We start from the raw sequence: 11,872 nt of genomic DNA, 5'->3' as shown, positions 1-11,872 counted from the left end.
GTGTCTCCCGGCGCGGCTGCGGCAACCGACTGCAAGCCCTCTCTAATACGTGAGCGATTTTTTCTTGACAGAAGCGCTGCTCTTTCGCAAAAAGCGGATGTTAAGGGTCATGTTTGATGGGTTGACCAAGAATGCTAGTTTGCAGCTGCAATTACATCACCGACAAGGACATCCGCGACGTCATCGTCGAGCTCCTCGATGAGGACTGCTGGCAGCTGATCGTTCCGGCGAAGGTGTATCACGCGATGAGCAAGCGTGGCCGTTGCTGCGGCTGCTTCCCCAATGTTGTCGAGCTCATCATCAAGACTACCGAGGATTATCACGCTCACCGCCACTCGACGGAAGCGGAAGTTATCGACTATATGTCCCGCCTGAAACAATTCCATGAAGAAAACAGGAGAGCGGACATTGAAAGGCGACATCAGCGTCATCGAGCGGCTTAACGAGGCTCTTTTCCTCGAACTCGGCGCCGTCAACCAATACTGGCTTCACTACCGTCTGCTGTCGGACTGGGGCTTTGCCAAGCTGGCGAAAAAAGAGCGTGAAGAATCCATCGAGGAGATGCATCACGCCGACCGCATCATCGATCGCATCATCTTCCTTGAAGGCCATCCGAACCTGCAGACGCTTGCGCCTCTGCGCATCGGCCAGAACGTCAAGGAAGTGCTTGAGGCGGATCTTGCCGGCGAATACGATGCCCGCACGGCCTACAAGGCCTCGCGCGACGTCTGTCACGCGGCCGGAGACTATGTCTCCATGAAGCTTTTCGAACAGCTGCTTGCCGACGAGGAAGGTCACATCGACTTCCTGGAAACGCAGCTCGACCTGCTCGGCAAGATCGGTGAAGAGCGCTATGGCCTGCTGAACGCCGTTTCCGCAGACGTGGCCGAATAAGGCCTGAAGACTACCGATCCGGTGACATACCAATGTCGCCGGATCAGCGCCGCCCAAGGGCGTACGGTCGCTACCTCTCCTTCACGGATTGCATCGCGACCGAGGTCGATGTGCTGGCGACGTGCGGAAGGCTGGAAATGCGCTCTCCGAGGATCTCCCGGTAGCGGCGAATATTCGGGGTCCGGACCTTCAGCAGATAGTCGTAGCGGCCCGCAATCATATGACATTCCTCAACTTCCCTGATCCTGCTGACCGCCTGGTTGAATTCCAGAAGCGCCTTTTCGCGGGTGTCGGAGAGGGTGACCTCCGCGAAAGCCACGTGATCAAGCCCCAGCTTCTGCGGATTGAGCACCGCCCGGAAGCCCTGGATAAAGTTTTCGTCGATCAGCCGTTTCAGCCGCGCGGTGCACGGCGTCTTCGACAGGCCGATGCGGTTTGCCAGCTCGGTGAGCGAAATTCGCCCATCGTCGGCGACAATCTCAAGAATCTTGCGATCATAAGTATCGAGTTCGCTTTCCTTGGGCACTTTCATGGTGAAATTCACCTCCTTGACCGCCGTGATAGGTGAATATCACCACCGATGGGGCTGTGAAAAGTCATGGCGCGGAAAAACCTTGAGGTAAGATCGGCAAATCTGTCTCTCGCCCCGGATACATCAGATGAGCACCCAGTTTCAGTCCGACGCCCCTGCAGCCCGACCACCCTTTTCGGATTTCGCTCCTCCGGTTCGACCAAGGGGTCCACTTCGGACAGCCATCACGTCGGCCTATCGACTGCCGGAGGTCGCATGTGTGGATACATTGGCCGATGCGGCCACGCTTCCCGACCAGACCCGGCAGAAGATCAAGGCCACGGGGCGCCGGCTGATCGAGGCGCTGCGGGCCAAGGGCGGCGGCTCCGGCATCGAAGGACTGGTGCAGGAATATTCGCTCTCCAGCCAGGAGGGTGTCGCCCTGATGTGCCTTGCGGAGGCGCTGCTGCGCATTCCCGATGCGGCGACCCGCGATGCGCTGATCCGCGACAAGATCTCCCATGGCGACTGGAAGTCCCACATCGGCGGCGGGCGATCGCTCTTCGTCAATGCCGCAAGCTGGGGGCTTGTCGTCACCGGCAAGTTGACCTCCACCGTCAATGACCGCAGCCTTGCCGCCGCGCTGACGCGGCTGATCGCCCGCTGCGGCGAGCCGGTCGTCCGCCGCGGCGTCGACATGGCGATGCGGATGATGGGCGAGCAGTTCGTCACTGGAGAAACGATCGAGGAGGCCCTACGGCGGGCCAAGAGGCTTGAGGATCGCGGCTTCGGGTATTCCTACGACATGCTGGGCGAGGCGGCGACAACCGCGAATGATGCCGCCCGCTACTACAGGGACTACGAGAGGGCGATCCACGCCATCGGCAAGGCCTCCGGCGGTCGCGGCGTCTACAACGGGCCTGGCATTTCCATCAAGCTTTCGGCACTTCATCCGCGATATACGCGGGCGCAGGCCTGGCGGGTCATGGAGGAGCTGCTGCCGAAGGTGAAGGCGCTGGCGCTGATCGCCAAGTCCTACGACATCGGGCTCAATATCGATGCGGAAGAGGCGGATCGACTCGAACTGTCGCTCGATCTGCTCGAGGAGCTCTGCCTCGACCAGGCGCTTACCGGCTGGAACGGTATCGGCTTTGTCGTCCAGGCCTACGGCAAGCGCTGCCCCTTCGTGCTCGATTTCATCATCGATCTCGCCCGCCGCTCCCATCACCGCATCATGGTCCGACTGGTCAAGGGCGCATATTGGGATGCGGAAATCAAGCGCGCCCAACTGGACGGCCTCGCCGATTTCCCCGTGTTCACCCGCAAGGTCCACACAGACGTCTCCTATATCGCCTGCGCCAAGAGGCTTCTGGCTGCGACGGATCTTGTCTTTCCGCAGTTTGCGACCCACAACGCCCAGACGCTGTCGACGATCTATCACCTGGCCGGGCCAGAGTTCCAGATCGGCAAATACGAGTTCCAGTGCCTGCACGGCATGGGCGAGCCGCTCTATGACGAGGTTGTGGGCAAGGACAAGCTCGACCGTCCGTGCCGTATCTACGCTCCGGTCGGAACGCATGAAACGCTGCTTGCCTACCTGGTGCGCAGGCTCCTGGAAAACGGCGCCAATTCGTCGTTCGTCAATCGGATCGCCAATCCGGCCGTTTCCGTTGATGAGCTCACCACAGACCCGGTCGATCTGGTGCGGGCGATGGCCGCACCCGGCAGCATGCACGATATGATCGCCTTGCCGCAGGACATCCTGGGAACGGGACGGCGCAACTCCGCAGGACTAGACCTCTCCGACGAAAGCACATTGGAGCGCTTGAGCGAAGAACTTCAGAAAAGCGCGACACTCGACTGGATCGCGGCGCCCGTAATTGCCGGTGTCGCAACCAGTCGGAATTCGCGTCCGGTTGCCAATCCAGCCGATCATCAGGACATCGTCGGGTACGTCACCGAGGCGACGGAAGACGAGGCAAGGGTTGTGTTGGGTCTTGCCGCACAGGCTGCACCCGATTGGGCCCAAATACCGGCGTCGGAACGGGCCGCCCACCTGGAGAGGGCGGCGGACCTGATGCAGGCGCGGATGCCGATCCTGCTCGGGCTGATCATGCGCGAGGCCGGAAAATCCCTGCCGAACGCCATTGCCGAGGTGCGCGAGGCCGTGGATTTTCTGCGCTATTATGCGGAGCAGGCCCGGCGGACCCTCGGGATCACGCATGCGCCGCTCGGCCCGATCGTGTGCATCAGCCCCTGGAATTTTCCGCTGGCCATCTTCACCGGTCAGATTGCGGCGGCCCTGGTGGCCGGCAATCCGGTGCTCGCCAAGCCGGCGGAGGAAACGCCGCTGATCGCTGCCGAGGCAGTGCGCCTCATGCATGAAGCGGGTATTCCTTCCGCCGTCCTTCAGTTCGTCCCCGGCGATGGCCGGATCGGCGCCGCGCTGGTCGGCGCGCCCGAGACCTGTGGGGTGATGTTTACCGGCTCGACGGAGGTGGCGCGACTGATCCAGAAACAGCTTTCCGGCCGGTTGCTGCCGAACGGAAAGCCCATTCCGCTGATCGCCGAGACCGGCGGGCAGAACGTCATGATCGTCGATTCCTCCGCACTTGCCGAACAGGTGGTCGCTGACGTGATCGCCTCGGCCTTCGACAGTGCCGGCCAGCGCTGCTCTGCGCTGCGCGTGCTGTGCCTGCAGGAGGAGGTGGCCGAGCGGACGCTGACCATGCTGAGGGGCGCACTCCAGGAACTCTCCATCGGCCGCACCGACCGCCTCAGCGTCGATATCGGGCCGGTGATCACGGCCGAGGCGAAGCGCACCCTCGAGGATCATATCGAGGCGATGCGCGGGCGGGGACGGAAGGTCGAGCAGACCGAGATGCCGGCAGAAACACAGGCAGGCACCTTCGTGGCACCGACGATCATCGAGCTCGATTCGCTCAAGGATCTCGAAAAGGAGGTCTTCGGCCCTGTATTGCATGTCATCCGCTACCGGCGCGACCAGCTGGACCGGTTGATCGACGACATCAACGCCACGGGCTACGGGCTCACCTTCGGGCTTCACACCCGCCTGGATGAAACCATCGCCCACGTCACGAGCCGCATCCGCGCCGGCAATCTCTACGTCAACCGCAACATCATTGGTGCGGTGGTCGGGGTGCAGCCGTTCGGGGGGCGCGGGCTCTCAGGCACGGGACCGAAGGCCGGTGGACCGCTCTACATCGGGCGCCTGGTGCAGTCCGCTCCCATTCCGCCGCAGCACAGTTCGGTCCACACCGATCCGGTGCTTCTCGACTATGTCCGCTGGCTGCAGGGGCGCGGTCAGGACGCAGGAGCCGAAACCGCCGCCGGAATGGGAAGCGCATCCGCGCTGGGGCTGAACATGCAGCTGCCGGGTCCCGTCGGCGAGAGCAACCTCTACGGCCTGCATGCGCGCGGCCAGATCCTGCTGGTGCCGGAGACGGAAACCGGGCTCCATCATCAGCTCGCGGCCGTGCTGGCGACCGGCAATACCGCCGTCATCGATGAGATCGCTTCCCTCAAGGCGCTGTTGGAAAGCCTTCCTGCTTCCGTTGCCGCCCGCGTTCGCTGGTCAACGGACTGGTCAGTCGAGGGGCCCTATGCCGGCGCGCTGATCGAAGGTGATGCGGAGCGGATCCGCTCCTTCACGACCCGGATTGCCGCGCTTCCGGGGCCCCTGGTGCTGGTTCAGGCAGCGTCTGTCGAGGAGATGCGCGGCACCGATGCCTATTGCCTGAACTGGCTGTTGGAGGAGGTTTCGACCTCGATCAACACGGCGGCGGCGGGTGGCAATGCGAGCTTGATGGCGATCGGCTAGCCAAGCCAGCCCTTGTACTGGATGAGGACTATGTCTTTGATGGCGAAGCTGCCGAGGGTTCCTTCGGCAGCGTCATCGGGGGGAGTCCAATGCATCCATTCGTCTTCAATACCGCGGCGCAGATCATCTTTCGCGCCGGCGCCGGCAGTGACATCGGTAATGTCGCCGCGACAAGGTGCGGCAACCGTATCCTGTTCGTGACAGACGGTGGCCTTCGAGCTCTGGGGCTCTGCGACGCGCCCTTGGCCTCTCTCTCGGCAGCGGGTGCTGAGGTCACCGTCTTCGATCAGGTCGAGGCGGACCCGTCGCTGGATACGATCCTCAAGGCGGTGGAGGCGGGCAGGCAGGGGGAGGTGACCGGTATCATCGGCTTCGGAGGCGGCTCCTCACTCGATGTCGCCAAGATCGCCGCCCTCCTTCTCGGTTCCGATGAGGACGTTGCAGGTGCCTGGGGCGTGGGGAACGCCAAGGGGCCACGCCTGCCGCTGATCCTGGTGCCGACCACCGCAGGGACCGGATCGGAGGTCACGCCGGTCGCGATCGTCACGGTCGGCGGTGTCGAGAAGCGCGGCATTTCCTCCCCCATCCTGCTGCCGGACATCGCCATTCTCGATCCGGACCTGACGCTTGGTCTGCCGCCGCAGATCACGGCAGCAACCGGGATTGATGCCATGGTCCATGCGATCGAGGCCTATACGTCGAAGAACCCCAACAACAATCCCCTCTCACGAATGCTCGCCCGCCAGGCCCTGCATCTGCTGGGGGGCCATATCGAGGAGGCGGTGTTTAACGGAGGCAGCCGTTCCGCGCGGGGTTCGATGCTGCTCGGCTCGATGCTGGCGGGGCAGGCCTTCGCCAATTCGCCGGTCGCGGCCGTGCATGCGCTTGCCTATCCGATCGGCGGCAGGTTCCACATTCCGCACGGTCTCTCCAATGCGCTGGTGCTGCCGCATGTCCTGCGCTTCAACGCACCGGAGGCGACGACCGCCTATGCCGAGCTTGCGGTCGACACCTTTCCGGATCTTGGCTCCCTACAGGAACCGCAGGCGCGGTGCGAGGCCTTCATCGAACGGCTGTCGGACCTGTCGCGGCGGCTCGGGATACCACCCAGACTGCGGGACGTGGGAATCGGTCAAGAGCATCTGGCGCAGATGGCGGGCGATGCGATGCTGCAGACGCGGCTGCTCGTCAACAATCCGCGTGAGGTGACGGGGACCGATGCCGAAGCGATCTATCGTGCTGCGTGGTAAGTGGTGGTTGCTGCTTCCAAGGGTGACTTCAAAACAGGCCAAGCGTCACGGCGGCGACGACCACGTAGCGGGCCGTCTTGCCGATGAAGACCAGGAGCAGAAAGGGCAAAAGCGGCTCCCGGAGAACACCTGCGACGACGGTGATCGCATCACCGCCGATGGGCAGCCAGCTCAGGAGAAGCGACCATTTGCCGTACTTCCGGTACCAGCGCTGCGCGTCTTCCAGTTTTTCGGGTGAGACGGGAAACCAGCGGCGGTCGCGAAAGCGCTCGATGCCGCGTCCGATGAACCAGTTGACCACGGCACCCAGCGTGTTGCCGACCGAGGCCGCGGCCACCAGAAGCAGCAGGGAGTAGTCGCCCGACAGGATCAGTCCGACGAGGATGGCTTCCGATTGCATCGGCAGGAAGGTGGCGGCCACGAAGGCTGCGCCAAATAGTCCGGCATAGGCGCCGAGGGTCAGCAACATTCCGTTCTTCCTCCAAAAAGAAGGGGCGGATCAACCGCCCCTTCTGATGTCCAATGATCGTCTGCCTCAGGCCTGACGGAACTCGTCGCGTTCCTCCGTCGCGGTCTCGCCGGATACAGTCGCGGCTTCCTTGGCACGACGCGTGCGCCAGTCGCCGAGGAAGAGCAGGATCGGTGCAGCGATGAACACGGAGGAGGAGGTCGCGATGAGAATGCCGAAGACCATCGGGATGGCGAAGCTCGACACGGCGCTGCCGCCCCAGATCGCCATGGGCAGCATGGCAAGGAAGGTGGTCGCGGATGTGTAGAGGCTTCGGGCAAGCGTCTCGTTAATCGATCGGTCGATCAGCTCCCGTAGCGGCATCTTCTTGTAGAGCCGCATGTTTTCACGCATGCGGTCGTAGACCACGACCTTGTCGTTCACCGAATAGCCGACCAGGGTCAGCACCGCGGCAATGGCCGTCAGGTTGAAGTCGAGGCCGGTGATGGCGAAGAAGCCGATCGTCTTCGTCACGTCGAGGACAAGGGTTGCAATGGCACCGACGGCGAACGGCCATTCGAACCGGACCCAGATGTAGATCAGCATGGCGAGCGACGCGAGCACGACGGACAGGATGCCGGCGGTTGCCAGTTCGCCGCTGACCTTGGGTCCGACCACCTCGGTGCGTTCCACTTCCGCCGTCGGGTCGATCTGCACCACGGCGGTACGCAGGCGCTGGACGGCTTCGGTCTGCGCCTCCTCGCCGCCCTGCTGGCGCTCGACGCGCACGAGCAGGTGGTTAGGGCTGCCGAATTCCTGGAGGGCCACATCACCCAGATCGAGCTCGTCGAGCTGGCTGCGGAAGGCGGCAAGGTCAGCCGGGCCTTCCGTCACCACTTCCATCTGGATGCCACCCCTGAAATCGACGCCGTAGTTCAGACCGGGCGTGAAGAACAGGATGACCGAGGCAGTCGACAGGAAGAGCGATACGCCGATGCCGAAGAAACGAGCCTTCATGAAGCGGATTTGCGTCCCGTCGGGAACGAGCTTGATCGGCAGGAGAGGCTTGATGTCGATCTTCTTCAGCTTCATGCGGCTGGTGGTCCATACCATGGCTACGCGCACGATGGCCACGGCAGTGAACATCGAGATGACGATGCCGAGACCCATGGTGACGGCAAAGCCGCGCACCGGTCCGGAGCCGAACCAGAAGAGCAGGACCGTTGCGATGAGGGTCGTGACGTTGCTGTCAACAATGGTGGAATAGGCGCGTTGGAAACCGGCGTCGATGGCAGCAAAGGCGCTGCGCCCCTTCCGGCTCTCCTCCTTGATGCGCTCGTTGATCAGCACGTTGGCGTCCACGGCGATACCAATGCCGAGCACGATACCCGCGATACCGGGCAATGTCAGGGTTGCCCCGAGCATGGTCAGGGCTGCAAACGTCAGGATGATGTTGATGAACAGCGCGATATTGGCGATCACGCCCCATCCGCCGTAGAGCAGAACCAGAAAGCCGACCACCAGCAGGAAGCCGATGAAGCCGGTGAAGATGCCCATCTCGATGGCGTCGGAACCAAGGTCGGCGCCGACGGTGCGTTCCTCGATGACGGTCAGCTTTGCCGGTAGGGCGCCCGCACGCAGCAGGGCCGACAGCGTATTTGCCTCCTCGACGGAGAAGCCGCCGGAGATCTGTCCGGAACCGCCGGTGATCGGCTGCCGGATGACCGGTGCGCTCAGGACCTTGTCGTCGAGGACGATGGCGAAGGGCCGTCCGACGTTCGCCTGGGTAATCTGGGCGAAGCGGTTGGCGCCGGCCGTATCGAAGCGGAAGTTGACGACGGGTTCGTTGGTCTGCGAATCGAAGGCCGCGCGGGCGTCCGTCAGCCGGTCGCCGGACAATTCCACCCGGTCCATCACGGGATAAGAGTTGCCCTCTTCGTCGGAGAGCATCGTGACGCCCGGTTCGTTCGGACCGTTACCAAGCAGGTGAAAGCTCATCTTGGCGGTGGAACCGAGAAGCTGGCGTAGGCGCGAGGGATCCTGCTCGCCCGGAAGCTGGACGAGAACCCGATCCGAACCGACGCGCTGAATGGTGGGTTCGGCGACGCCCACCTGGTCCACGCGCTGCCGGATGATCTCGAGGCTCTGCTCGACGGCAGCGCTCCCGTGGGAGGTGATGCCGGCCTCGGTGTAGGCGAGCGTAATGACGTTGGGACCGGGGGTCTCGACGTCCAGGTCGGACTGGCCGACGCTGGTACCGAGGCCGACCGGGTTGGCCAGCGTCTCGAGCTGGGTCACCGCTTCGTCCCGCTGCGCCGGATCGCGCAAGGTCACCGTGATGATATCGCCGCTGCGCCGGATACCCGAGGGCTCGATGCCGTTGTCGCGCAAGACCTGCCGGCTGTCCTGGAGAAGGTTCTGCAGCCTCTCGTTGACGAGATCGGCGCGGTCTACTTCCAGGACGAGGTGGGAACCGCCGCGAAGGTCGAGACCGAGCGAAACGCGGCTATGAGGAAGCCAGGACGGCATCCGGTCGAGCGTCGACTGCGGAAGCACGTTCGGCAAGGCAATCAGGATGCCTAGGAAGACGATGAAGGCGTAGCTCGCCACCACCCAGGGGGAATTTCTCATAAATCTGTTCCTGCTGAGCCCTTCGGCGCATCGCGGCAAGGGCACTGAATTCAAATGCGGTACGGCCGTTTTATACGGCTATCGCGTCAGGCTGTGCGGGTGGCGCCCGGGGCTGAAACCCGGCCGAGATTGCGCCGGAAGGGCCGCGGCTGGCGCACCAGGCGCCTCGGATCGGCCTGCCGCAACAGGTGCACAGCGACATCGCCGTAAAGGGCAGAATGCCACCGGCACTGTCCAGAGGTGTCGAGGCTGTCCCATCCCGTCGCGCCTCAGCGGATATCAGACGCGCAGGATCGCGTTTGGAGAGATGCGGGACATCGGAGGAGTTCTGTGTCGCAACGGCGCCGCCCCTGAGGCGAACCTCCTTGACTGTGTCCACGAACAGCCCGAGAAAGGCCATGAGGAACAGGCCAAGCGCCAGCGACAGCCAGCAATCCCGTGAGGATCTGCAATGCTGATCGAATACCCGCGATGTCGGCGGGATTAGCGCCATCCGCTGCAACTCCGAGCGTGCGAGCCTCAGTCTCGCCGAGGCAGAATGCCGCGTTCTACTGGAGACCTCCCGGGGGGTCAATGTTCCTTGGGATGGTCGTTTTGCGATCGGCGGTGGGAGCGATCACGGCTCTGTTGACCGGGCGCGTTGCTTGTCACAAGTATACCGACGGCATTTCCGCCGGTTATCCCAGGGAGACGAACACGATGAGAGATTTTTCGCTGCCAGGCCGGTCGCTTGCCGTCGGCCGTTCCGGAATGGCTGCCACCTCTCATTCGGCTTCGACGCTTGCTGCGGTCGACATCCTGCGCCATGGCGGCAATGCCATCGATGCGGCGGTGGCCGCCTGTGCCGTTCAATGTGTCGTGGAGGCCGGATCCACGGGGGTCGGCGGAGACTGTTTCGCGCTTCTTTCCCTCGGGGGGAGCGACAACATCCTGGCCTACAATGGTTCCGGTCGGGCGCCGGCTGCGGTCTCTGCGGAGATCCTTGCTTCGAAAGGCGTCATGACGCTTGAACGCACATCGCCGCATGCGGTGACCGTTCCGGGTGCCGTCGATGCCTGGACGCGGCTGGTCGCCGATCACGGGCGGCTGCCCATGGCGGAGGTTCTGGCGCCGGCGATCGACCTGGCGCGGAACGGCTACGTCCTGTCGCCACGGGTGGCGCATGATCTGGCGGCGCAGCTAACCACGGTGGAACGGGACCCGACGACACGAGCGACCTTCTTGTTTGACGGCAAGCCGCCGGCAGCCGGCACGATCCAGTACCAGCCGCGGCTGGCGGATACGCTGGAGGCGATCGGTCGGGACGGGCGCGATGCCTTCTACCGCGGCCCGATCGCCGAGGACATGGTGGTGCGGCTTCAGGCGGACGGAGGGGTGCATACGCTGGAGGATTTCAGCGGGGCCGAGGGCGAATACGTCGACACGATCAAGACGCGTTTTCGCGGATACGACGTTCACGAGTGCCCGCCGAACGGGCAGGGCGTCATTGCGCTGATGATCCTCAACATCCTGTCGCACTTTCCGGGCTCGGGTGATCCGCTCGATGTCGACCGCCTGCATGTGGAGGTGGAGGCGACGCGGCTCGCCTATGCCGCGCGGCAGGAGCTGCTGGCCGATCCGCGCATGGGACCGGTGCCGGTCGAGGCCCTTCTCTCGGACGAGCTGGCGCGCAAGCTCGCGGGTCAGATCCGGCTCGACAGGGCAATCGAAACACTGCCGCGCTTCGACGACGTGGCTCATACGGACACCGTCTACATCTGCGTGGTCGACAGCGACCGCAATGCCGTCAGTTTCATTAACTCGATCTTCTCGCCCTATGGAAGTGGCATCATGGCGCCGAAGAGCGGGGTTCTCTTCCACAATCGCGGCCAGAGTTTTTCGCTCGATGCGAAGCACCCGAACGCGATCGCGCCGGGCAAGCGGCCGATGCATACGATCATCCCAGGCATGGTGACGCAGAACGGTCGTGCCGTGATGCCTTTCGGCGTCATGGGCGGGCATTACCAGGCCATGGGGCATGCGCACTTCCTGTCGAAGATCTTCGACTACGGGCTCGACCTGCAGACGGCCATCGAGCTGCCGCGGTTGTTTCCGCTGCCGGGCACCAACCAGGTCGACATCGAGGGCCGTCTTCGCGGCAGCATCGGTGCGGAGCTCGCCCGGCGCGGGTTCGAGCTGCGGACGCCGGACTCGGCCATGGGCGGTGCCCAGGCGATCTGGATCGACTGGGAAAGGGGCGTGCTTCTGGGTGGATCCGACACACGCAAGGATGGTCTGGCGCTGGGGATCTGAGCCTC

At 63.5% G+C, this 11,872-nt stretch carries 8 protein-coding genes; 5 read left to right on the top strand and 3 right to left on the bottom strand.

The genetic code is table 11. The features are described 5' to 3' along the window. Positions 1 to 131 precede the first annotated feature (131 nt). Positions 132 to 443 (top strand): (2Fe-2S)-binding protein, encoded by a 312-nt coding sequence (locus M1E10_RS07500; protein WP_499175742.1) that lies wholly within the window; start codon positions 132 to 134, stop codon positions 441 to 443. Beyond that, entirely contained in the window at positions 409 to 894 is a 486-nt protein-coding gene (gene bfr / locus M1E10_RS07495; RefSeq protein WP_499175741.1) for a bacterioferritin, read from the top strand. The genes M1E10_RS07500 and bfr overlap by 35 nt, the downstream gene beginning before the upstream one ends. A gap of 70 nt (positions 895 to 964) precedes the next feature. On the opposite strand, the gene M1E10_RS07490 is transcribed toward bfr, so the two are convergent. After that, positions 965 to 1,426 carry an Lrp/AsnC family transcriptional regulator gene (locus M1E10_RS07490; protein ID WP_499175740.1) on the bottom strand — a complete coding sequence of 154 codons (462 nt, stop codon included), beginning with the start codon at positions 1,424 to 1,426 and terminating at the stop codon, positions 965 to 967. Between the two features lie 127 nt (positions 1,427 to 1,553). On the opposite strand from M1E10_RS07490, the gene putA reads away from it, so the two are divergent. Both putA and M1E10_RS07480 read left to right on the top strand, forming a co-directional pair. Further along, the gene (putA, locus tag M1E10_RS07485; protein WP_499175739.1) at positions 1,554 to 5,246 is read left to right on the top strand and encodes a bifunctional proline dehydrogenase/L-glutamate gamma-semialdehyde dehydrogenase PutA; all 3,693 of its coding nucleotides are present in this window, start codon (positions 1,554 to 1,556) and stop codon (positions 5,244 to 5,246) included. 89 nt (positions 5,247 to 5,335) lie between these two features. Then, the gene (locus tag M1E10_RS07480) at positions 5,336 to 6,496 is read left to right on the top strand and encodes an iron-containing alcohol dehydrogenase (RefSeq protein WP_499175738.1); all 1,161 of its coding nucleotides are present in this window, start codon (positions 5,336 to 5,338) and stop codon (positions 6,494 to 6,496) included. 28 nt (positions 6,497 to 6,524) lie between these two features. On the opposite strand, the gene M1E10_RS07475 is transcribed toward M1E10_RS07480, so the two are convergent. Next, positions 6,525 to 6,965, bottom strand: a complete 441-nt coding sequence (locus tag M1E10_RS07475; protein ID WP_499175736.1) for a YqaA family protein — start codon at positions 6,963 to 6,965, stop codon at positions 6,525 to 6,527. A gap of 66 nt (positions 6,966 to 7,031) precedes the next feature. Next, on the bottom strand, positions 7,032 to 9,575 hold the full coding sequence (secD, locus tag M1E10_RS07470) for a protein translocase subunit SecD/SecF (protein WP_499175735.1): 2,544 nt from the start codon (positions 9,573 to 9,575) through the stop codon (positions 7,032 to 7,034). Between the two features lie 699 nt (positions 9,576 to 10,274). Between secD and ggt the strand changes: the two genes are divergently transcribed. After that, positions 10,275 to 11,867: a gamma-glutamyltransferase family protein gene (ggt, locus tag M1E10_RS07465; protein WP_499175734.1), complete on the top strand. Its 1,593-nt coding sequence runs from the start codon at positions 10,275 to 10,277 to the stop codon at positions 11,865 to 11,867. Positions 11,868 to 11,872: the final 5 nt, after the last annotated feature.

The sequence above is a fragment of the Rhizobium sp. PK7-22 genome, assembly GCF_056530405.1.
The sequence above is the reverse complement of the archived record's forward strand: the minus strand, read 5'-3'. Positions and strand labels throughout refer to the sequence as shown.

Coding starts and splice junctions, on each gene's coding strand:
- ggt (WP_499175734.1), top strand. CDS start 10,275: ATGAGAGATTTTTCGCTGCCAGGCCGGTCGCTTGCCGTCGGCCGTTCC.
- M1E10_RS07500 (WP_499175742.1), top strand. CDS start 132: ATGCTAGTTTGCAGCTGCAATTACATCACCGACAAGGACATCCGCGAC.
- M1E10_RS07480 (WP_499175738.1), top strand. CDS start 5,336: ATGCATCCATTCGTCTTCAATACCGCGGCGCAGATCATCTTTCGCGCC.
- M1E10_RS07475 (WP_499175736.1), bottom strand. CDS start 6,965: ATGTTGCTGACCCTCGGCGCCTATGCCGGACTATTTGGCGCAGCCTTC.
- secD (WP_499175735.1), bottom strand. CDS start 9,575: ATGAGAAATTCCCCCTGGGTGGTGGCGAGCTACGCCTTCATCGTCTTC.
- putA (WP_499175739.1), top strand. CDS start 1,554: ATGAGCACCCAGTTTCAGTCCGACGCCCCTGCAGCCCGACCACCCTTT.
- M1E10_RS07490 (WP_499175740.1), bottom strand. CDS start 1,426: ATGAAAGTGCCCAAGGAAAGCGAACTCGATACTTATGATCGCAAGATT.